Source organism: Halostagnicola sp. A56 (genome assembly GCF_000691505.1).
In the GTDB taxonomy this organism is placed as follows: domain Archaea; phylum Halobacteriota; class Halobacteria; order Halobacteriales; family Natrialbaceae; genus Halostagnicola.
This window is the reverse complement of the sequence record NZ_JMIP02000019.1, coordinates 130,261-150,702: the sequence shown is the minus strand read 5'-3', so window position 1 is coordinate 150,702 and position 20,442 is coordinate 130,261. Positions and strand designations below refer to the sequence as shown.

Annotated in this window: 19 protein-coding genes and 2 pseudogenes; 13 read left to right on the top strand and 8 right to left on the bottom strand. The window is 61.5% G+C overall.

Annotated elements, in window-relative coordinates:
- Nucleotides 1-115 precede the first annotated feature (115 nt).
- From EL22_RS10720 to EL22_RS10710, 3 genes are all read left to right on the top strand, one after another.
- On the top strand, nucleotides 116-838 hold the full coding sequence (locus tag EL22_RS10720; protein WP_050051495.1) for a DUF5828 family protein: 723 nt from the start codon (nucleotides 116-118) through the stop codon (nucleotides 836-838).
- Between the two features lie 143 nt (nucleotides 839-981).
- A complete protein-coding gene (locus EL22_RS10715) occupies nucleotides 982-2,172 on the top strand; it encodes an inorganic phosphate transporter (protein WP_050051494.1) in 1,191 nt (396 codons plus the stop codon).
- Nucleotides 2,173-2,226: 54 nt separating this feature from the next.
- Nucleotides 2,227-2,937: a hypothetical protein gene (locus EL22_RS10710; protein WP_050051493.1), complete on the top strand. Its 711-nt coding sequence runs from the start codon at nucleotides 2,227-2,229 to the stop codon at nucleotides 2,935-2,937.
- A gap of 12 nt (nucleotides 2,938-2,949) precedes the next feature.
- On the opposite strand, the gene EL22_RS10705 is transcribed toward EL22_RS10710, so the two are convergent.
- Nucleotides 2,950-4,341 carry a hemolysin family protein gene (locus EL22_RS10705; RefSeq protein ID WP_050051492.1) on the bottom strand — a complete coding sequence of 464 codons (1,392 nt, stop codon included), beginning with the start codon at nucleotides 4,339-4,341 and terminating at the stop codon, nucleotides 2,950-2,952.
- 101 nt (nucleotides 4,342-4,442) lie between these two features.
- Between EL22_RS10705 and EL22_RS10700 the strand changes: the two genes are divergently transcribed.
- The 3 genes from EL22_RS10700 (at nucleotide 4,443) to EL22_RS10690 (ending at nucleotide 5,928) form a co-directional block, all read left to right on the top strand.
- Nucleotides 4,443-4,727: a glutathione S-transferase N-terminal domain-containing protein gene (locus EL22_RS10700; protein ID WP_050051491.1), complete on the top strand. Its 285-nt coding sequence runs from the start codon at nucleotides 4,443-4,445 to the stop codon at nucleotides 4,725-4,727.
- Nucleotides 4,728-5,237 carry a redoxin domain-containing protein gene (locus EL22_RS10695; protein WP_050051490.1) on the top strand — a complete coding sequence of 170 codons (510 nt, stop codon included), beginning with the start codon at nucleotides 4,728-4,730 and terminating at the stop codon, nucleotides 5,235-5,237. It abuts the gene before it with no gap.
- A gap of 100 nt (nucleotides 5,238-5,337) precedes the next feature.
- The gene (locus EL22_RS10690; RefSeq protein ID WP_050051489.1) at nucleotides 5,338-5,928 is read left to right on the top strand and encodes an L-threonylcarbamoyladenylate synthase; all 591 of its coding nucleotides are present in this window, start codon (nucleotides 5,338-5,340) and stop codon (nucleotides 5,926-5,928) included.
- Nucleotides 5,929-5,950: 22 nt separating this feature from the next.
- Here EL22_RS10690 and EL22_RS10685 read toward each other — a convergent pair.
- Nucleotides 5,951-6,621, bottom strand: a pseudogene (locus tag EL22_RS10685) (hypothetical protein).
- 54 nt (nucleotides 6,622-6,675) lie between these two features.
- Nucleotides 6,676-7,269, bottom strand: a complete 594-nt coding sequence (locus EL22_RS10680; RefSeq protein WP_050051488.1) for a hypothetical protein — start codon at nucleotides 7,267-7,269, stop codon at nucleotides 6,676-6,678.
- A 179-nt stretch (nucleotides 7,270-7,448) separates the two neighbouring features.
- On the opposite strand from EL22_RS10680, the pseudogene EL22_RS10675 reads away from it, so the two are divergent.
- A pseudogene (locus tag EL22_RS10675) lies at nucleotides 7,449-8,990 on the top strand (4Fe-4S binding protein); the annotation flags it as partial.
- A 207-nt stretch (nucleotides 8,991-9,197) separates the two neighbouring features.
- Here the strand turns inward: EL22_RS10675 and thsA are convergent.
- The 3 genes from thsA to EL22_RS10660 all read right to left on the bottom strand — a co-directional run bounded on the left by thsA (nucleotide 9,198) and on the right by EL22_RS10660 (nucleotide 13,828).
- Nucleotides 9,198-10,877: a thermosome subunit alpha gene (thsA, locus tag EL22_RS10670; RefSeq protein ID WP_050051487.1), complete on the bottom strand. Its 1,680-nt coding sequence runs from the start codon at nucleotides 10,875-10,877 to the stop codon at nucleotides 9,198-9,200.
- Nucleotides 10,878-10,950: 73 nt separating this feature from the next.
- The gene (locus EL22_RS10665) at nucleotides 10,951-12,879 is read right to left on the bottom strand and encodes an AMP-binding protein (protein WP_050051486.1); all 1,929 of its coding nucleotides are present in this window, start codon (nucleotides 12,877-12,879) and stop codon (nucleotides 10,951-10,953) included.
- 289 nt (nucleotides 12,880-13,168) lie between these two features.
- Entirely contained in the window at nucleotides 13,169-13,828 is a 660-nt protein-coding gene (locus tag EL22_RS10660) for a helix-turn-helix domain-containing protein (RefSeq protein WP_050051485.1), read from the bottom strand.
- A gap of 237 nt (nucleotides 13,829-14,065) precedes the next feature.
- On the opposite strand from EL22_RS10660, the gene EL22_RS19150 reads away from it, so the two are divergent.
- From EL22_RS19150 to mce, 4 genes are all read left to right on the top strand, one after another.
- Nucleotides 14,066-14,206 (top strand): hypothetical protein, encoded by a 141-nt coding sequence (locus EL22_RS19150; RefSeq protein ID WP_343123190.1) that lies wholly within the window; start codon nucleotides 14,066-14,068, stop codon nucleotides 14,204-14,206.
- The gene (locus EL22_RS10655) at nucleotides 14,161-14,487 is read left to right on the top strand and encodes a universal stress protein (protein ID WP_343123189.1); all 327 of its coding nucleotides are present in this window, start codon (nucleotides 14,161-14,163) and stop codon (nucleotides 14,485-14,487) included. The genes EL22_RS19150 and EL22_RS10655 overlap by 46 nt, the downstream gene beginning before the upstream one ends.
- Before the next feature lie 275 nt (nucleotides 14,488-14,762).
- Nucleotides 14,763-15,413: a plastocyanin/azurin family copper-binding protein gene (locus EL22_RS10650; RefSeq protein ID WP_050051558.1), complete on the top strand. Its 651-nt coding sequence runs from the start codon at nucleotides 14,763-14,765 to the stop codon at nucleotides 15,411-15,413.
- Nucleotides 15,414-15,593: 180 nt separating this feature from the next.
- Nucleotides 15,594-15,977, top strand: coding sequence for a methylmalonyl-CoA epimerase (gene mce, locus EL22_RS10645; protein ID WP_050051484.1), 384 nt, complete (start codon nucleotides 15,594-15,596; stop codon nucleotides 15,975-15,977).
- A 30-nt stretch (nucleotides 15,978-16,007) separates the two neighbouring features.
- On the opposite strand, the gene EL22_RS10640 is transcribed toward mce, so the two are convergent.
- Nucleotides 16,008-16,646 (bottom strand): ferredoxin--NADP reductase, encoded by a 639-nt coding sequence (locus tag EL22_RS10640; RefSeq protein WP_050051483.1) that lies wholly within the window; start codon nucleotides 16,644-16,646, stop codon nucleotides 16,008-16,010.
- A 191-nt stretch (nucleotides 16,647-16,837) separates the two neighbouring features.
- Between EL22_RS10640 and EL22_RS10635 the strand changes: the two genes are divergently transcribed.
- Together EL22_RS10635 and EL22_RS10630 are read left to right on the top strand one after the other, a co-directional pair.
- A complete protein-coding gene (locus EL22_RS10635) occupies nucleotides 16,838-18,595 on the top strand; it encodes a 2-oxoacid:acceptor oxidoreductase subunit alpha (protein ID WP_050051482.1) in 1,758 nt (585 codons plus the stop codon).
- Nucleotides 18,592-19,458 (top strand): 2-oxoacid:ferredoxin oxidoreductase subunit beta, encoded by an 867-nt coding sequence (locus tag EL22_RS10630; protein WP_049952764.1) that lies wholly within the window; start codon nucleotides 18,592-18,594, stop codon nucleotides 19,456-19,458. The genes EL22_RS10635 and EL22_RS10630 overlap by 4 nt, the downstream gene beginning before the upstream one ends.
- 206 nt (nucleotides 19,459-19,664) lie before the next feature.
- Here EL22_RS10630 and EL22_RS10625 read toward each other — a convergent pair whose 3' ends face one another.
- On the bottom strand, nucleotides 19,665-20,321 hold the full coding sequence (locus EL22_RS10625; protein ID WP_050051481.1) for a DUF6517 family protein: 657 nt from the start codon (nucleotides 20,319-20,321) through the stop codon (nucleotides 19,665-19,667).
- Nucleotides 20,322-20,442: the final 121 nt, after the last annotated feature.

Genomic DNA, 20,442 nt, shown 5'->3' with positions numbered 1-20,442 from the left:
AGCGCTCGGCGGGATAGTTCATGGTATCGATCCGATTCGAGCGGGGTGGCAGTCGCAGGTATCATCCCGGCGGAGAGGTTTATACCGCTCCGCGCCATACCACTCGCCCAACCGAATGGAAGAAAGCATCTCGGGTTTCAAAGTCCGCGGTGACTGGGCGACCGTCGTCGAACACGGCGAGCGGGTCACGCGCGCACTGAGAGACGCAGGCGTCCACGACCCCGATCACGACGCCGGGGCTCGGTTCGCTCGAGCCTTCGAGGAGTGGGAGGAGTGGCGACCGAAAGCCCACGAAACGCTCGAGCGAGACGTGAGCGAGAAGACCGCAGAGCAGGCAAGCGTCGAGGAGGGGAAAGGAGAGAAAGCCGGCAAAGACCCGGACGAAGACATCAAAACAGCCGGCGAGAAGCTCTCGGAGTCGTACGAACAGTTAGAGGAAGACGACGCCGAAGCCGCCGTCGACAACTGGAAGGAGTCGATCGACTACGTCGCACGGGCCGCGGATTCGGCGAGCCGGAAGGCGCTCCGCCGGGTCGAGGACACCGTCTATCAGAACGTGATGACCCAGCTGGCTCCGTACTACTTCGACAACGAACTCGTCAGCGCGAACATCCAGCAGTCGACTCGTAGCGCCGAGAACGGCGAATCGTTCGTCTTCGAGATCAACGTCAACGACGACGCGCTCAAAGACGACGTCTCGGAGTCGCTCGCAGACTACGAAGACGAGGTCGACCGGTGGCACGTCGTCACCGAGAAGGACACGGAGACCGCCGAGGCCGTCGAGGGCGTCGAGCCACCGCCGGAACCCGAAGATAACTCCGGATTTACGACGAACTGATCGGGGCCTCGAGTGTGATCGGGAGTCAGCTGTGATCGGGCCTCGAGCGTGATCGGGGGTCAGCTGAGATCAGGCCTCGAGCGGGACCTGTCGCGGACAGGCCGGCACACACTTGTAGCGTCCGCTAGTATCCCCCTATCAGAATGGTCGATATCGCGACGATCGGGACGTTTCTCGTGGCCGCACTCGCGGCGCTGTTTATGGCCTGGTCGATCGGGGCCGGCTCGAGCGGCTCGACTCCGTTCGCGCCGGCCGTCGGCGCGAACGCCATTTCGGTGATGCGGGCGGGGTTTTTCGTCGGACTGCTCGGCTTCGCTGGCGCGCTCTTACAGGGTGCGAACGTTTCTCGAGCCGTCGGAAGCGAGTTGATAAACGGCGTGACGTTGACTCCGATCGCCGCCGTGGTGTCGCTCAGCGTCGCCGCCACGCTCGTCGCCATCGGCGTCTTCGCCGGCTATCCGATCGCGACGGCGTTTACCTCGACGGGGGCGGTGATCGGCGTCGGTCTGGCGATGGCGGGCGATCCGGCGTGGGCGAAGTACACGGAGATCGCCACACTCTGGATACTGACGCCGTTCGTCGGCGGCGGCATCGCGTACACGATCGCACGGGTGCTGCGCGACGAACCGATCCGCGAAGAGCGACTGATACTCGGGCTCGGCGCGCTCGTCGGCGCGGTGGTCGCGAACATCGAGTTCGCGATTCTCGGCCCGCCCGGCGAGGGCCAATCGATCGCACAGGCGATCGGCGGGTGGATCCCGCTCGGACCGACGCTCTCCGTCGCCCTCGTGACGCTTGCGATCGCGCTCCTCTGGGGGGTCGTCATCGGTACCGACCTCGCGAGGGGGACCGAACGGGGCGAGCGGCACTTCCTGCTCGTTCTCGGCGGACTCGTCGCGTTCTCCGCGGGCGGGAGCCAGGTCGGCCTCGCGATCGGCCCGCTGGTCCCGATCTCGAGTGACTTCGAGATCCCGCTGATCGCGTTGTTGCTCGGCGGCGGCGTCGGACTGCTGATTGGCTCGTGGACCGGCGCGCCGCGGATGATCAAGGCGATATCGCAGGACTACTCCTCGCTTGGCCCCCGGCGATCGATCGCCGCGTTGATCCCCTCGTTCGCGATCGCGCAGGTCGCAGTCCTGTTTGGCATTCCGGTCTCGTTCAACGAGATCATCGTGAGCGCCATCATCGGAAGCGGGTACGCCGCATCGACGGCAGGCGGCGGCGTCAGCGGGAGTAAAATGGGATACACGGTGCTCGCATGGGTGTTCTCGCTGGCCGGATCGATCGTCGTCTCCTTTAGCGGGTACTGGCTCATTGACTCGCTTTTCTTGTAAGCGGACCCAGCGAGAGACCGAACGGCATTTACACGAACAGCGGTGAACTCCAGTATGGCAGTGGACGATTCCAATCCGGTTCAGTGGCGACAGGACGCCGCGACCTCGCCGACTGTGCGCATCCTGTGGTCGCTCGGAGCCGGGACGTTCTTCGCCGCCGTCCTCATCATCGTCTTCTGGCGGCTGTACGACATGGCCCGCCAGTTCGGGGCCGAACTCGTGATCATCGTCGCGTTCGCCGCAGTGGTTCTCGGGATTCTCGTCGTCGCGTTCGGTTCCAACACCGAGCGCCGACTCGAGCGTCTCACCGACCGACTCCCGATCACGGCACCGACCGGAACGAGCCTCGATCGCGCGCTCGACGCCACACTTGGCATGCTCGTGATGACGGGAACGATCGTCCTCCTGATGGCGGTTGGTCGCTACGTCTCGACGAATGAACTCCTGGCGCTCGGCGCGGGACCGTTTACGCTCCTGGCGGCGCTGACGATCCCGCTCGCGCTCGTCGCGCTCGCGCTCTCGTCGTTTCTCCGATCCGTCGGCACGCTCGATTACGACGACCGGGCGATCTACCTCCACGATCCCGACCGGGTGATCGATCTGGACGTGATCGAGGACGTGTCGATCTACCGCGTCAGAAACGTTGCGATACTGAATCTCACGTACGCCCAACCCGACGGGCAGTACGTCAAAGGGCCGCGAACGATCGTCGTTCCGCCCGGGATCGCGACCGACGTGAAGGGACTGCTGGCCGAGTCGAACTGAGCCGTTCTCCTATTACTCCTCGACGGCGTCGTCGTCCCCGCCGTCTTCGCTCTCGCTCGCTTCCGGCGGCGTCTCGAGTTTGTGCAGACGCGCTTTCATTATCCGGGTGTTCTCGACGCCCTCGACGGTGATCCGGACTCCCTCGTAGGTGAGCTCCTCTCCCTCCTCGACGAGTCGGCCCGCTCGGTTGAAGATGAAGCCAGCGATCGTTTCGAACTCCTCTCCCTCGGGGAGTTCGATCTCGAGCGCCTCGTTGACGTCTTCGATGTTCACCTCGCCGCGGACGAGGACGGTCCGGTCGTCGATCATCTCGACTGGAAGGTCCTCGCCGCCTTCTAAGATCTCACCGACGATCTCCTCGATCATGTCCTCCATCGTCACCAGCCCCTCGGTGGTGCCGAATTCGTCGATGACGATCGCCATGTGCATCCGGTTTTCGCGCATCTCGGTCAGCAACTCGTCGACGTTTTTCGATTCGGGGACGTGTAGCGTTGGCTGAATGAGGTCGTCGATCTCGAGGTCCTCGACCCGCGTCTCGCCGTAGTTCAAGTCCCGAACGAGATCGCGGATGTGAACGACGCCGAGGACGTTGTCGAGGCTGTTCTCGTAGACCGGCACCCGCGCGTGGCCGCTCTGGATACACGTCTCGATCGCCTCGTCGATGTCGGCGTCTTTGGGCACCGCCGTCATGTCGAGTCGGGGGGTCATCACCTCCTTGACGATCGTGTTGTTGAACCGAAATATTCGGGTCAACATCTCGTGTTCTTCCTCTTCGATGACGCCCTCGCGCTCGCCGGATTCGATCATCTCCTGTATCTCGTCTCGCGTCACGTACGGCGTCTCGATCGCCCCCGAGGAGCCGGTGATCCGATTGATCTGTCGAGTGAGATAATCGAATAGGACCACCAGCGGGTAGAGCAGGTACTCGGACCCCTTGAGCGGTTTCGCGATCCTAGCCGACCACGATTCGGTGTTTTCGACGGCGTAGGACTTCGGCACGCTCTCGCCGAACAGCAGGACGATCGCGGTGACCCCGAACGTCGCCATGAAGACGGCAGCCAGCCCGCCGAAGTAAAAGCCAAGAAGGACGGTCGCGATCGAGGACATCGCGATGTTGACGATGTTGTTGCCGACCAGAACGGTGACCAGCAGTCGATGTGGATCCTCCTTCAGCGACTGGACGCGACGTGCGCCCGGAATCCCTTCCTCGACCATTCCCTCGACGCGGTGCTTCGGGAGCGAGAACATCGCGATTTCCGAGGAGGAGAAAAACGCCGACAGTGCCAGCAGGACGACGAGCGCGATCGAGCCGAAAATCGTCACCGTCGACTGGTCTAACTCGAGTCCGACCGCCGGAACCTCGTATGTTGCGAGCAAAATCTCGAGGAACGGAAATACGGCCATTGATTACTGGTGAATTATCACCCAGCCGACTAACCCTTTGTCCTTTTGCGGGGGTTTCCGGCGACGACACGTTTACCCGCTCGTTGCCCCAACGAATCGGTATGAGCGCACCGATCACCCTGTACCGACTCCAGGCCTGTCCGTTCTGCGAGCGCGTCGTGGCTCGCCTCGAGGAGTACGGCCTCGAGTACGCCTCGCGGTACGTCGAGCCGATGCACTCCGACCGCGATGTCGTAAAGCGCGTCGCGGGCGTGCGATCCGTGCCCGTCATCGTCGACGAGAACACCGGCGTCACGATGGCCGAAAGCGCGAACATCGTCGACTACCTCGAGAACACCTATAGTGAAGGCGAAAACGCAAGCGCCGCCGCCGGAGGTGACGACTGAATGCCCGACTTCGATGTCGTCGAACTCGACCCGACGGACCATCCCGAAGCCGGAGACGACGCACCCGACTTCACCCGCCCGCTCGTCAACGACGAGTTCTGGGAAGACCGGTCGCTGTCCGATCTGACCGCCGAGGGCCGCGTGATTCTGGTCTTCACACCGATGATCGGGTCCTACGCAGCGAAGTACATCTGGGACGAACTCACCGAACGCGGCTGGCACGAGCGCGACGCCCGCGTCGTCGGCGTCAGCGCCGCGAGCCCCTACGAACACTCGAGCGTGATCGCGGACAACGAGTACCCCTTCGACCTGTTCGCCGATCCCGCGAACGGCGTCGCCGAGGCCTACGGCATCGCCCACGATCTGGACGGCATGGCCGGCGTCTCGGAGCCGCGACCCGCGTTCTTCGCGATCGACGCCGACGGCGTCGTCGAGGCGAGTTGGGTCGCCACCGAGTGGCCCGAGTTCCCCGAGTACGACGACATAGAGGAGACGCTAGGTCTCGCGTGAGGACCCGCGAGCGGACGCCAAGATAATCGAACCTGTCGGCCGCATTCGCCGATCGAACGCGGTACGTTTTTGCCCGCGACGAACGGAGGTCGAGCCAACCGTGCCACCATCGTCTCTCGAGCGGGCGGCGACCGCGATTCAGAATGGCGACCTCGTGGTCTATCCGACCGAGACCGTCTACGGCCTCGCCGGCGACGCGCTCGATGCCGACGCCGTCGAGGGCGTATTCGACGCGAAAGGGCGGGATCGATCGAAGCCGGTTTCCATGGCGGTGCCATCGGTTCCCGCGGCGCTCGAGTATGTCCGCGCGACCACCCGCGAACGCGAGTTTATGGCGACTTTTCTGCCCGGTCCGGTCACCGTTCTCTGTCAGCGCCGGGATGGCGTCCCGGACATCCTGACGGCCGGCGGCGACCGCGTCGGCATTCGCGTCCCGGATCACCCGCTCGCGCTGGCGCTCACGGAACGCGCCGAAACGCCGATCACCGCCACGAGCGCGAACGTCAGCGGGCGAGAGAGCGCCAGAGAAGTCGACGACCTGGACCCGGAGATCCGCGAGCGCGCCGCCGCGGTGCTCGACGGCGGCGAGACCGACGGGACCGAAAGCACCGTCGTGAACGTCTCGAGCGGCGAAGTCCACCGGCGCGGCGCGATGGCCGACGAGATCGAGCGGTGGCTGGCGGAGAACTGAGACAGAGACCGGACACCGCGTCTCAGAACCCGAGCAGCGAGCGCAGCGTCCGCGTCCGGACGCCACACTCGCTCGCGTACTCGCAGGCGTCACATTTGGCGTCGTTTCGAAGGCGAGCAGGTGGGCCGTCGAGTTCGCGGACGGTTCGAAGGACGCGCCGATACCGGGCCTTCCGCCGGGTCGTCATCTCGACGCGACGGACGACGCCGTAGGCCGGGTACTCGAGCCAGACCCCTTCGATCGGCGTTTCGTGCTCCCAGGCGAGCGCTTTCGCCGCCGCGACGGCGTGGACCGACTGGGGCGCCCAGACGCCGGTTTCGGGAGGTTTTCCCGCCGAGACGAGGTCGGCTCGAGCGGGTCGACGAGGACCTTGTGAACGATACCGCGGACGTCGCGACCAGTTGCGAGGATGGATTCGGCGCTCGGATCGCAGATCGCCGCCCACCGTCCCGCGGACTCGAGACTCGCGCGAGTGTTCCGGAGCGCGCGCTGATACGACGCCGGATCCGGTTCGATTGGCTCGTCCGCGAGCGCCGACGGCTCGGCCTCGAGCAGGTGTTCGTAGCGAGTCGCGAGCGAGCGGACGGCCTCGACCGTCGGCGGTGGTTCGCGATCCTCGCGCTGGCGGTCGTAGTAACATTTTCGCGGACAGTAGGCGGCCGAGCGGAGATCACTGAAGGCGACGCGGGACACGGCCGCGTTGGCCGCCCGATCCGATAAAAAGGCTCGGTGGAGAGAGTAGCGAAGCTACAGCGACACGTCGGTTTCCATTCCCTCGGTTGCGTCCTCGAGGCCGTCTTCCCGGACGTCGCTCGCGAGCCGGTCCGTGAGTTCCGAATCCCCGAGGATACTGTCGAACTCGTCCCTGTAGCGGTCGTTCGCGGCTCTGGATTCGTCCTGGGCCGCCGCGACGCGACGGGCGCGACGAACCCGCGCCTCGCTCGTCTCGTACTCGTCCGCGAGCGCGCCGAGGTCGGCGTCTTCGCGCTCGCGGACCGCCACGAGATCGATCTCGGGCGCGTCGGCGTCGTCGATGAGATGCAAGGAGAGCCGGGCATCGAAGATGTCCTCGCTCGAGACCTCGAGCTCAGAGGCGAGGTCGTCGTCCGAGACATCGTCGTAGAATCCCTTCGCGACCCGGATCAGCTCCTCGTCCGACAGGGCCGTCTCGAACCCGTAGCGCTCGCGCATTTGCGCGATGACGTTCTCGAGGCGCTCGTCGATCGTTCGCTCGTCTTTCTCGAGCGAGCCGCGGGTCGCCGTCTGCGATTCCGTGACCGTCTCCTCGCCGTCGGTGACGTTCGTGAAGATGTCGCGGAGTTCTTCGGTTTTTTCGTTCATGGATGGACACTGGCGGGAGGATGCTATATAAGCTTGGTGCCAACGATCACGATCGCAAAGGGCACGACGAACAACTCGAGAAAACTGAGAATCTATTTGTTATTTTACGTAGAGGGCGGCGAGTCAGGCTGGTTCAACCGGTGGCAAGAGTTAAGGGGAATCCACGCAGGTGATAGAACATGAAGATTGTCGCTCAGGCGGACGCCTCGAGGGAGATGTACCTGGGACTCCACGGCGTCGAGAAGCTCCTGTTTTACTTTCTCGTGTCGGTCGTCCTCGCCGTCTTCGCCTACGGCGTGTATCAACGCGTGAGTCGGTATACTGACGGCGACGACGACCCGCTCGAGCGGCTGAACGCCCTGCCAAGTCGAATCGTCAGCGCCGCAAAGCTCGTCCTCTCGAACGAGAAGCAGTTCAACCGCGATCTCTACGGCGGGCTGATGCACTCGTTTCTCATGTGGGGCTTTCTGACCCTGTTTATCGCCACGAGCATCATCGCCTTCGAGAGCTACGGCACCGATCTCTTGCTCGGCATCCAGTTCTGGGAGGGCGAGTTCTACCTGGCCTACCAGTTCATGGTCGACGCGATGGGGCTGCTGTTCGTCGTCGGCATCGGCATGGCGATCTATCGGCGCTACTGGGTGCGCAACGAACGCCTCTGGGGCCGTCACACCTCCAACGAAGACGATATCTTCATCTGGACGCTGTTCGGACTCGGCGTCGGCGGCTTCCTCCTCGAGGGCCTGCGGATCTACATCACGGGCATGCCCGCCCACGAAATAGTCAGCTTCGTCGGCTATGGACTGGCCATGCTGTTCGGTGCGATCGGCGTACCGACGACCGACGCGGCCACGAACCCCGCCACCTACCAGGCGGTGAGCGTCGTCGGCGCGAACGCCGAAACCCTGCACTGGCTGACCTGGTGGAGCCACTCGCTGCTCGCGCTCGGCTTTATCGCGTGGATCCCCTACGCCAAGCCCTTCCACATGCTCTCGTCGTTCGCCAACGTCATCACGCGCGACGAGAAGGCGGGTGCACGCCTTCCGGGCGTCCCGTCGGATCTGGATGCGACCAACGCCGAAGACATCGACGACTTCACCTGGAAAGACATTCTCGACCAGGACGCCTGCACCAAGTGCGGCCGCTGTTCGTCGGTCTGTCCCGCCAAGGCCTCCGACCGCCCGCTCGATCCGCGCAACGTCATCCTCGACCTCAAATCCTACCGCGAGGAGGTAGACGCCGGCGGCGAGGAGAAACCGATCGTCGCCGACGGCGGCACGAGCGTCATTAATACGGAGACCATGGAGTCCTGTATGGCCTGTATGGCCTGCATGGACGCCTGCCCCGTCGAGATCGAGCACCTGAACTCCTTCACCAAGCTCAACCGCCAGATGACCGACCAGGGCGACGTCTCGAGTTCAATGCAGGACGTCTTCCAGAACGTCATGCAAGACGGCAATACGTTCGGTAACAGCCAGCGCAATCGGGCCGACTGGGCCGACGACCTCGCGTTCGATATTACCGACGCCCGCGAGGAGACGGTCGACTACCTCTGGTACGTCGGCGACTACCCCAGTTACGACGAGCGCAACAAGCAGGTCGCCCGCTCGCTTGCGACCATCTTACAGGAAGCCGACGTGAGCTTCGGCATCCTCTTCGAGGACGAAAAGTACGACGGCAACGACATCCGCCGAGTCGGCGAGGAGTTCCTCTACATCGAACACGTCTCGAACTGCGGAAGTCGGTTCACTGAGACCATGCTTCCGTTTTGGATTCTCCGCTCGGTTATAAAAATGTTTGTTAACGAGTGACTGGGTCCGTGACTTCCGCGTAGCGCATCTATTTACAGACTATGATATGTTAAGGATAGTCGAATAGATTACGTGATCGATCGGCCTCAGACCGGATCGGCGATTGATGTGGTACGGTCAGTGTCCCATCGAATGGCCGACAGCCCACGGATAGCCCTCCGTACTATGAACCACTCCGCCAGGACCGTGGTCGTGATCATGTTCGTGATCGCCGTGGTCTCCGGTTACCGGGACATTATCGTCGACGCGAACGATCATATTTGCGGCTTCCGCGGCGCTCGAGATCGCGTGTCGTTTGATGTATAACGGTTCGAGGACGCCCCGATCGGACACGTCCGTAACCGACTGTGCCCGCAGATCGATTCCAGTGGTGTACGCCCCCTCATGGTGTGCGGCTCGGAGTTCGAGTAACGAATCGATCGGATCCATCCCACCGCTTTCGGCTAACGTCTTCGGGATCGTTTCCAGTGCGTCAGCGAAGGCTTCGACCGCGAGTTGTTCCTTACCGGCTCGACCGGTCGCAAACTCTCTGAGTTCCTGCGCGAGTTCGACCTCCGTCGCACCGCCGCCCGGGACGACCGCCTCGTCCTCTAACGAGAGCTTCAACGCGTAGAAACAGTTATCGAGCATCCGTTTCGTCTCGTCGGCGACGTGTTCAGTGCCGCCTCGGAAGAGTACGGAGACCTGTTTGAATTCGTCGAAGCCGGAGACGATCGTGATCTCGGTCGGTCCGACTGGCCGCCTGTTTACCGTTTTGGCTTCACCGACCGTAGCGGTACTCAAGTCATCGATCGGCACCGGTTGTGCACCAGTCGCACGCGCCAGTTTGTGGAGTTCGTCGCGGCGCGTTCGCTCGACGGATAGCACGTCCGACTCCGCGAGCGAATAGCGAACGGGTTCGTCGATGGACTGCTGACAGAAGACTACGTCTGCTCCGACGGACGTGATGGCTTCTGCATACGTCTCGTAGACGTCCCGTTCGTACTCCTGGAGCGCCTCGTAGTCCTCGTACGAGGTGAGATCGACGGCCCCGATTCCCTCGGCCGTATCAATCGATAGTTCTTCGTCAATGAGTGCGACGGTGGCGCCGTCATACCGTTTGGGAAGGCTCGTTTCCGGCGAAACGACGTCTGCTGAGGACTCGTTCATATCGATGACGAGTCCGTTGAGGACCTCTGAGTCGTAGAAAGAACCCCCCGAGATAGTCTTCCGGGTAACTCGCTCGAAGCCGACACGACCATCACGTTCTATCGACCGAACAGTTTCGACCGCCTTGTCAGCGAGGAAGTCGGTGCCGGAGTCGTCCCACTTTCCGGTCACTACCGTCCGGGCGATCTCTCGCAGACGCTCATCGTCGCTAAAATTGATCGAGACCGTCTGCTCGCTGAGGACGTCTATCGCGTGCGCTGCAGCGAGGTGATATCCTCTCGCGACTGTCGTCGGGTGAACGCCGCGTTCGAGCAACGTTTCGGCTTCACTCAGTAGTTCGCCGGCGAGTAGTACGGCGGTCGTCGTTCCGTCACCGACTTTCGAGTCTTGCTGTTCGGCGACATTTACGATGAGTTCCGCGACGGGATGAGAGATATCGATCCGGTCGAGAATACTGGCACCGTCGTTCGTAACCACGACCTTTCCATCGGACGTAATGAGCATCTTATCAAGTCCCTTCGGACCGAGCGTCGTCCGGACCGTCTCCGCGAGCTGCCGACCCGCGCTCATGTTGGTTTCCCAAGCCTCAATCTCGTTACCATCGTCGCTCGTTATCGATGAGCCGTGATACTCGTTATTATCCAGCATGATGTGCTTCCTCACATCTACTGAGTGGACGATTATAAAGGACCCGACGGTTTGAAGACGGTGACGACACCCGTCATTCGTCAGAGGTCGATTGCCGCTGGCGAATTTCTACGGCGATATAGTCAAGTACTTCCGGATTACGGATCAAATTCGTGTCGCCAAGTCGTTCACTGTCGAGGAGATCAGTAAGTACCTGCCGAAGTACACCGCCGGAATACGTTCGCGGGAGTTCAGGAACGATATAGACATCCACTGGACAAGCTGGTGCTGCGAGTTCTCGTTCAACCGTCTCGCGGATTTTCGCTCGCACGTTCGTCGACGAGTCCGACTCGCAGACGACGAATGCGTACGGTGCCTCCCCCATAATATCGTGCTGACCACAGACGACTGCGACGTCAGTGATTTCGTCGATCGATTCGGTCACGCGCTCGATTTCACTGACGTGGATACGGTTTTTTGTATAGTAACCAATATTGATGATGTCGTCAGTCCGTCCAAGTATCGTAATATAGCCATCCTCACAAACGGCACTATCTTCGGAGAAATAGATCCACTCATCAGTCAGATCACCGAACTCCGTCCAGAGCTCCGAAGCCTCTTCTGCGTCGCGAACTGGTCGAAAGAACCCAGGCCACGGGCGCCTGAATATCAGATATCCCGATTTGCCGGGCGGTACCGATTCGCCCCTCGCATCAACGAGATCGGCATCGATACCTGGAAGCGGCTGGCCGACCGACCCTGGCCGCATCTCGTGAACGCCAGGGAGCGTCGAAATCGTGATACCACCGTTTTCGGCCTGATACCACGTATCGATGATCGGACATTGCTCGTTTCCGACGTGTTCGTAGAACCATCTCCATGTCTCTGGTTCGATTCGTTGACCGACCGTTCCGAGCAATCGAAGCGAAGAAAGATCGTGTGCCGCCGGATATTCCGTTCCCCACTCCATAAACGTTCGAATCGCCGTCGGCGTTGTATAGAACTGATTGACGTCGTTGTTCTCGATAATCTCCCACGGGCGATTTCTGTCGGGATAGGCCGGAGCCCCCTCATAGAGGACAGTTGTCGCACCGAGAGCGAGCGGGCCGTATACAACGTATGAGTGTCCCGTGATCCACTCGATACCAGCTGGACACCAGAGAGTATCCCCTACATTCACGTCGAGGACGGCATGCGTTGTCCACGCAACGTATGATAAGTAGGACCCCGTCACGTGTTCCATCCCGACCGGTTCACCTGTGGGGCCGGATGCATAGCAGACGAACAGCGCATCGTCGCTCTTTCTCGAGACTGGTTCGACGGTGCTATCCCGGTGCTTCAAACAGAGGCGATCGTAGTCGTAATCGGCGCCGTTGTTCTCGGTCTCACCCTCGGTTCGGTCAACCGAAACGGTCGTCACGTCCCAATCAAGCTGTTCGATACCGCGGTCTACTTTCGATTCGAGCGATTGAAACGTTCCGTTCTGATAGTACCCATCCGCAGTTATGAGCGTTTCAGCGTTCGTTTCGGCCATAAACGAGGCGAGAACATTGACAGAATACTCCGCGAAGACGACGATGTGGGGGGCGCCAATTCGGGCGGCAGCGAGCATGGTTATCGGGAGTTCGGGGAGACGAGGCAGGTAGAGTGCGACGGAGTCCCCCTCATTTACTCCGATATCCCGAAGCGACGCAGCAACGGAATTTACCCGTCGCTCGAGTTCCGTATACGTATACGTCTTCGTTGAACCGGTTTCGCGAACCCATTGAATTGCAGGTTGGTCGCCTCGACCCGCTTCGACGTGGCGGTCCACGCAATTGTACGACGCGTTCAGTTCACCGTCGGTGAACCAGCGGTAATACGGTGGGTTCGGAATCGATTCGAGAACCGTCGAGTGAGGCTGATCCCAGTCCAGAAACGAAGCAGCACGTTCCCAGCATTCCGGCCAGTTTTCTTCGAACTCCTCATATATAGATAGATCAGTTATGTTCGCTTGATCGACAAATTCTGGTGGTGGAGATATTGAACTGTTTTGATATAACTATGGGAGCAATATCCATATATCCCGGGGATAAAATGCAGATAGCGTACAGATTTTCTACAGAAAGAGTACATGCATCTAAATATCTTGGTTCAAGAGAGGAAATTTGCGCGAGTCACACCGACCGATCCGCCCGTCGTCGATCACTACTCGACCAACGCCGGTCAGTACCCGACAAACGCCGATCAGTACCCGACAGACATCGATCACGACACGCCGGTCGACGAACTATTGCTCCCGGGAATCGAATCGCATCTCGAGTTGTCTCTCGTCAGGAATCCAGTCCGGCGGGAGCGATTCGGTTGGAGAGTTCGGCGCTCACGAGCGCCGAGTGACTTCGGCGCAACCGTTCGGAGAGCGCCTGGTGTGAGATATCGAGTTCCGACGCCAGTTCCTCGAGCGTGACCTGTCGCGGAACGTCGAAATAGCCGAGTTCGTGGGCTTTCACGATCGTCTCGTACTGGGTCTTCGTCAGCGGCGTCTGGCTATTCGGCGAATCGTCCGTGGGACTGACCCGCGTGACGCTAACGGCGAAATCTTCGTCGTCGAACGCCGCGTGACACTCGGAGACGCCCGCTCGCTCGTGAAAGAGCAACTTGAGCGACCAGCGACCGTCCGCCCCGCTCGCCTCGAGAATCGCGCCGTCATGTTCCGAAACGATCCCCTGGAACGTTTGGATTCCCTGGTTGAACTCGAGGCGGACGACCCACCGCCCGTCGCTCGCGTCGTCCACCGACGCGACGACGTCGGCGGACGGGTCCGACTCGAGGGCCGATTCGACCTGCTCCCAGTCGGGTCCCGTAACGTACACGAGCGGCGGGCCGCCGCCGATCAGCCCGCTTATTAGAAACTCGAACGTCGGCACGCGATCGAACGTCTGTGCGAGTCCGAGGTGTTCGGCCGGCACGTCGAGTTCGACCACTGTCGTCATGATCGACACCCACCACAAACACGTATAGACGCGTTGTGTTAGCGGTAGCCTTTCCCGCCTCCATCGCCGAAAGAAAGTCCTGTCACCGTGAGGCTCACGGGTAGTTAGCAGTCGCGACCGTAGCGGGTCACCACCGCCTGAACCGAGCACCCGACCGTCACCTGTCGAGTCTCGAGGGTCGAACATGCAAAAGCAAGCCCGCGGTATTTGTTCGGTCCCGACGACTGTTCGGACACGATGTACGATACGCTCTTGATTCCGACCGACGGCAGCGAGGAGTCTCGCGCGGCGATCGATCACGCATCGCGCTCGCCGACCGACTCGAGGCGACGGTGCAGGCTCTCTCGATCGTTCCGGAGGGACCACACGGAGCCATGAAACGAGACGAGTTACGTGCGGAGCCACAGGAAGAAGCCCGCGAGGCCAACCGGCTCGTCGAGACTGCCGCGGAAGACGGCGGCGTCGACGTGACGAGCGAGGTTCGCGAAGGCGTCCCACAGGAGACGATCCTCGAGTACGCGGACGAAATCGGTGCGGATATGATCGTCCTCGGGACCGTCGGGCGGACGGGACTCGATCACGTACTGCTCGGCAGCGTCGCCGAAGAGATCGTCCGCAACTCGAGCGTTCCCGTCGTGACGGTCCAACCGTCCGAGTAGGTCGGTCGGACTGTCGTGAGTTTCGTTTTTCTGAAGCATACTTCTATCTGGATTGTCATTAGCCGCATCCGCCGTTTCACCACATTTGCCTTCGACAACTCGCGGTTCCAACGCGGTTGTCTCTACCACACATAGTTATCGAATCCAGAATTTCAGCACAAACAGTCAGTGAAACCTCGTATATCAACGTCAAGCGAATGACGGGCGTCGGGTTATCCAGCTTCGAACCCGATACCTACGTGATGAGATCCGAAAAAAGACTGTCCCGACGACGGATGATTCAGTATACAGGCGCCGCCGCAACGACGGCGGTCATTGCCGGCTGTGGCGGTAACGGCGACGACGGCGACGACGGCGGCGACGGCGGCGATGGCGGCGGTGACGGTGGAGGGGGTAACGGCGGCGACGGCGGCGAAACCGACGTCTCGGCGTGGGAAGACGTCGAAGAGATCGAACTCGAGGGCGTGACCTCGGGGTGGGTCGGCATCGCACCCGATCCGATCGCCGACGAAGAGAACCCGACGCTCGTCCTGTTCAACGGGCAGGAGTACACGATCACGTGGGAAAACGGCGACGGCCAAGAGCACAACTTGCAGATCCTCAACGGCGACGGTCAAGTCGTCGACGATTACGAGACCGACCTCATCTCGAGCGAGGGCGAATCCGCGACGCTCGAGGGAGTCCAGGCCAGCGACGAGATGACGAACTACATCTGCGAGCCCCACGAGAGCACGATGGACGGCGACATCCAGATCGAAGAAAACGGCGGCGGAGGCGGCGGAACGGGCAACGAATCCGAGGAGGGCGCCGGAAACGAAACTGACGGTGGAAACGAGTCCGAGACGGGAACCGGCAACGAGACCGACACCGGGACCGAGAACGAAACTGACGGTGGAAACGAAACGAACGGAAACGAATCGGCGTAGTCACGAAAACCTGCCGTATTCCGTTAAAATCACACCGATCGAAGCACAATATGGCATTTTTCGAGGTCACTCGAGAGGTATACCTGTCCGCGAGTAGTGAGCGGCCTTCGCGAACGGAGTGGAACACGATGACGATGATCGAACGCAAGAGTAAGGCGGTTTCAGCGTGACCGTTCGACGATGCACTTCGATCACGCGGGAATCGCAACCGACGATGCACGCTCGCTCGCGACGCTGTACGCCGATCTCTTCGACCTCGAGGTCGCCCACGAAGAGGAGTTCGACGGCCTTCGCGTCGTCTTCCTCGAGTGCGGCTCGGGATACTTCGAACTCCTCGAGCCGCTCGAAGAGGGAACAATCGCACGCTATCTCGAGAAACAGGGGACCGGCATTCACCACCTCGCGTTGGCGACCGACGACCTCGAGGGGGCGCTCGAGCGCGCACGCGAACACGACGTAACGCTCATCGACGAGGAACCGCGACCCGGCGCGTGGGGACACTCGGTCGCGTTCGTCCACCCGTCGGACACGGGCGGCATTTTGATCGAGCTCGTCGAGCACTGAAAGACGTGCTTGCTCAAGTACGAGCAGCCCTCAACCGAAGTTCTCGATCAGCGCGTCGTCTGAATCCCCGCCCGCGTCGTCGATACTGTCGGCGACCGTCGTCACGAACTCGCTGAATCCGAACACGTAGAACTGTCCCTCTCCGAGGTGATCAGACACCGCGCCCGCGAGCGCCTCGGTGGCGTCTTCCTCGAGGATCGTAACTGGCGTACCATCGTCCTCGAGCGCCTCGAGTCGGTCACGGTGTGCTGGGCGGTCGTCCTGATAGACGATCGCGGCGTCTCGGCCGTTTTCCTGTGCTGCTTCGGCGATCGCGACCGCCGGCCCGACGCCGGGTCCGCCCGCGACCGTGACGATGTCGCTCGAGCCGTCGTAGGTGATGGCCCCCATCGGTCCTTCGATGGTGACCGTCTCTCCACCCTCGAGGGACGCGAGCCACGGGGAGAGGTCGCCGTCGGGGTCGATCCCGACCGTGATCTCGAACGTGTCTTCGGCCGTTGGCGACGAAAGTGTGTAGTGGCGCGCGAGTTCCTCGCCATCGGGCGCCGCCCGCAGGAGCACGAACTGCCCCGGTCGGGGGTCGAACGACTGGGGTGACTCGAGTTCGATCGCGACAGTTCCCGGTCCGACGTCGCGAACCGATTCGACGCGGACTTGCGTACCATCCATGGGTGAGCGTTCGACCGAGGCGCGAAAAGTCGTTCCGTTCTCCGCCGAAAACCTTCACTACGATCGTCCACAATACTGGGACAGAAACGGCCCGTAACCCGGTTTACCGGCAACATATCGGCCGCTGCTCTATGGGGACGGTTGAGCTTTCAGAAGGCTTTTCATTTGGTGGGGGCAAGGTGCGACATAACATGGCTGCGGACCTAAATTGGGCAATCGGAGGTGAGGCCGGGGACGGGATCGACTCCACCGGGAAGATCTTCGCTCAGGCGCTCTCCAGGGCAGGACGGCACGTGTTCACATCCAAGGACTTCGCGTCCCGAATCCGCGGCGGGTACACCGCTTACAAGATTCGGACGTCGGTCGATCAGGTACAGAGCGTCGTCGATCGACTCGACATCCTAGTCGCGCTGACCCAGCGAACCATCGACGAGAACCTCGACGAACTCCACGACGGCAGCGCGGTCATCTACGACGGCGAACGGTCGTGGGAGGCAGAGATCCCCGACGAGATCACCGCCGTCGACGTTCCGTTGAAATCACTCGCCGAAGACGCGGGGGGAGCGATCATGCGAAACATCGTCGCGCTCGGCGCGGCGTGTGAGATCACGAACTTCGACGTCGAGTACCTCGACGAATCTCTCGAGAAGCGCTTCGGCGGGAAGGGCTCGAAGATCGTCGAGAACAACAAGGAGGCCGCTCGACTCGGCCAGGAGTACGTCCGCGAGAACTACGACTTCGAGGAGTTGGGGTACGACCTTGAGACGACGGACAACGATTACGTCCTGCTGAACGGAAACGAGGCAATCGGCATGGGTGCGATCGCCGCCGGCTGTCGGTTCTACGCCGGCTACCCGATCACACCCGCGACCTCCATCATGGAGTATCTCACCGGTCGGATCGAAGACTACGGTGGCCACGTCGTCCAGGCTGAGGACGAACTCTCGGCGATCAATATGGCCCTCGGTGGCGCGCGCGCCGGCGCTCGAGCGATGACCGCGACGTCTGGAGCGGGGATCGACCTCATGACCGAGACGTTCGGACTCGTCGCCACCAGCGAGACACCGCTTGTCATCTGTGATGTCCAGCGATCTGGTCCCTCGACCGGGATGCCGACGAAGCAAGAACAGGGCGACCTCAACATGGCGCTGTACGCCGGCCACGGCGAGGTCCCCCGGTTCGTCGTCACGCCGACGACGATCACCGAGTGTTTCTGGAAGACCGTCGAGGCGTTCAACCTGGCGGAGAAGTATCAAACGCCCGTCTTCCTCGTCTCCGACCTCGCGATGTCGGTGACCGAGCAGACGTTCCCGCCGGAAGCGTTCGACATGGACGCGGTCGAAATCGACCGCGGCAAACTCGTCGAGCAGGACGAGGTCGACGAGTGGCTCGACGACGAGGGCCGATTCCGCGCCCACGCCGTCACCGACGACGGCGTCAGCCCGCGTGCCAAACCCGGCACGATCGACGGCGCACACATGAGCACCGGCCTCGAGCACGACGAGCTCGGTCGCCGGACCGAAGAAGAAGACGAACGCGTCCAGCAGGTCGACAAGCGAAATCGCAAAGTCGAGACCGCGAAAGAACGCGAGGAGTGGGACTACCGGGAGTTCGGCGACGCCGACTCGGAGAACCTCATCATCTCGTGGGGTTCGAACGAGGGCGCGCTCGTCGAAGCCCTCGAGTACCTCGAGGACGACGGGATCAGCGTTCGCGTCATCTCCGTCCCGTACATCTTCCCGCGGCCCGACCTGACCGAGGAGATCGAGGCGGCCGAGGAGGCGATCGTCGTCGAGTGTAACGCGACGGGCCAATTCGCGGATCTACTCGAGCACGATGCGCTTACCCGTCTGAAGCGAATTAACAAGTACACGGGCGTGCGCTTCAAAGCGGACGAACTCGCGACGGAGATCACTGACAAACTCGCAGAGGAGGTTCCAGCACAATGAGCTCAGACGTACGATTTACCGACTTCAAATCCGACAAGCAGCCGACCTGGTGTCCCGGATGTGGGGACTTCGGCACGATGAACGGCATGATGAAAGCCCTCGCGAACACCGGCAACGACCCCGACAACACGTTCGTCGTGGCGGGGATCGGCTGTTCGGGCAAGATCGGGACCTACATGCACAGCTACGCGCTGCATGGCGTCCACGGGCGCGCCCTGCCGGTCGGTACCGGGGTCAAGATGGCCCGCCCCGACATCGAAGTGATGGTCGCCGGCGGCGACGGCGACGGCTACTCGATCGGCGCCGGCCACTTCGTCCACGCCGTTCGCCGAAACGTGGACATGACCTACGTGGTTATGGACAACCGCATTTACGGGCTGACGAAGGGACAGGCCTCGCCGACCTCGCGCTCGGACTTCGAAACGTCGACGACACCGGAGGGCCCACAGCAGCCGCCGGTCAACCCGCTCGCGCTCGCGCTCGCATCGGGTGCGACCTTCATCGCCCAGTCCTTTAGCTCGGACGCGTTGCGCCACGCCGAAATCATCGAGAAGGCGATCGAACACGACGGCTTCGGCTTCGTCAACGTCTTCAGTCCGTGTGTCACCTTCAACGATGTCGACACCTACGACTACTTCCGCGACACGCTCGTCGACCTCAAAGAAGACGAGGACCACGATCCAACGAACTACGAGGACGCCAAGGAAGTCATCACGGACGGCGAGAAGGAGTACCAGGGCGTGATGTACCAAAACGAGAACGCACTGCCGTATCACGAGCAACACGGCGTCACCGAAGACATGTCCGAGATTCCGGACGGCGCACCCGAGGACGCCATGGACCTCGTTCGCGAATTCTACTGAACCGACTCCGGCTTTGGAGCGACTCGAGTACGATTTCACTCTCCGAATCACCGCAGCCACAGGTTGCTCGAAACGTCGCCAACGGGCAGAGTCGGCCACTACTACGCCGCACTGTTCTCGGCGTCGCCGTCTCGCGTGATACCGTCTGGTCTGTCCGATAACACCTCGAGTTCGCCGGGCGAAAATCGGACCAGGCCGATGAGCGCTCAGACTGGGTGCTCGACGGACTCGAGCAGTACCTCGACGTTGGCTCCCTCGTCCTGGAACAGCTCCGGATACATACCGACGAGAACCAGATAGTCGCCCTCGTGACCGAACGAGGCCACGAGGAGGTCGATGTCGATCGCTTCGCCTTGGTACTCGGTTTGTCCCTGCAGGCGGTCGACGTCGCGACTCTGTCCGAGAATCGACACCGAAAACGTCTCCTCGTGCTGGATGTCCTGAATATCAGTCTCCCCGTTTTCGATCTGACCACGGAACTCGTCGAGTAACTCCTCGCTGTCCATGCCGTCGATGGGATTGAGCGACCGACCGGCGACGCTCATGTTCGGCGTCGAGACCGCGACGAACGCGGTCGCCTCCTGGGATTGGCCCCGAATTTCGAGCGCTTTTGCGTAACTCGAGAGCCAGAGTCCGGCTTTGACCTCCCGCTCGACGCCGGCTTCGACCGTCTCCTCGAAGGTCCGTTCCTCGACGCTCACCTCGTCGAATCCCGTCTCCTCGAGCGCACTATCGGTCGGCGCGACGCGGTCGGAGCTGAACTCGAGCGGTCCGTCGCCGGTGACGAAATCGAGACAGCCAGCGAGGGCTGCGACCGAACCTGTCACTCCAGCTGCAAGAAACCGTCTGCGTGAAGAACTCATTACCTACCGTATTCGTTACCAACAGCATATTCGTTGTGGCTGGTTCATTCGATCCGACAGGATAAATGGACCGGTGACGATCGATACCTGGGGAGCCATCGCGGACACACATCAAGAGTTA

Excerpts from the sequence above, each read along its gene's own strand:
- EL22_RS10660 (WP_050051485.1), bottom strand. The coding sequence starts at position 13,828 with ATGACGACAGTGGTCGAACTCGACGTGCCGGCCGAACACCTCGGACTC.
- EL22_RS10680 (WP_050051488.1), bottom strand. The coding sequence starts at position 7,269 with ATGAACGAAAAAACCGAAGAACTCCGCGACATCTTCACGAACGTCACC.
- EL22_RS19150 (WP_343123190.1), top strand. The coding sequence starts at position 14,066 with ATGTACGATACGCTCTTGATTCCGACCGACGGCAGCGAGGAGTCTCGC.
- EL22_RS10625 (WP_050051481.1), bottom strand. The coding sequence starts at position 20,321 with ATGAGTTCTTCACGCAGACGGTTTCTTGCAGCTGGAGTGACAGGTTCG.
- EL22_RS10695 (WP_050051490.1), top strand. The coding sequence starts at position 4,728 with ATGCCCGACTTCGATGTCGTCGAACTCGACCCGACGGACCATCCCGAA.
- EL22_RS10635 (WP_050051482.1), top strand. The coding sequence starts at position 16,838 with ATGGCTGCGGACCTAAATTGGGCAATCGGAGGTGAGGCCGGGGACGGG.
- EL22_RS10700 (WP_050051491.1), top strand. The coding sequence starts at position 4,443 with ATGAGCGCACCGATCACCCTGTACCGACTCCAGGCCTGTCCGTTCTGC.
- thsA (WP_050051487.1), bottom strand. The coding sequence starts at position 10,877 with ATGCTGGATAATAACGAGTATCACGGCTCATCGATAACGAGCGACGAT.
- EL22_RS10715 (WP_050051494.1), top strand. The coding sequence starts at position 982 with ATGGTCGATATCGCGACGATCGGGACGTTTCTCGTGGCCGCACTCGCG.
- EL22_RS10710 (WP_050051493.1), top strand. The coding sequence starts at position 2,227 with ATGGCAGTGGACGATTCCAATCCGGTTCAGTGGCGACAGGACGCCGCG.
- EL22_RS10640 (WP_050051483.1), bottom strand. The coding sequence starts at position 16,646 with ATGGATGGTACGCAAGTCCGCGTCGAATCGGTTCGCGACGTCGGACCG.
- EL22_RS10650 (WP_050051558.1), top strand. The coding sequence starts at position 14,763 with ATGATTCAGTATACAGGCGCCGCCGCAACGACGGCGGTCATTGCCGGC.
- EL22_RS10630 (WP_049952764.1), top strand. The coding sequence starts at position 18,592 with ATGAGCTCAGACGTACGATTTACCGACTTCAAATCCGACAAGCAGCCG.
- EL22_RS10720 (WP_050051495.1), top strand. The coding sequence starts at position 116 with ATGGAAGAAAGCATCTCGGGTTTCAAAGTCCGCGGTGACTGGGCGACC.
- EL22_RS10705 (WP_050051492.1), bottom strand. The coding sequence starts at position 4,341 with ATGGCCGTATTTCCGTTCCTCGAGATTTTGCTCGCAACATACGAGGTT.
- mce (WP_050051484.1), top strand. The coding sequence starts at position 15,594 with ATGCACTTCGATCACGCGGGAATCGCAACCGACGATGCACGCTCGCTC.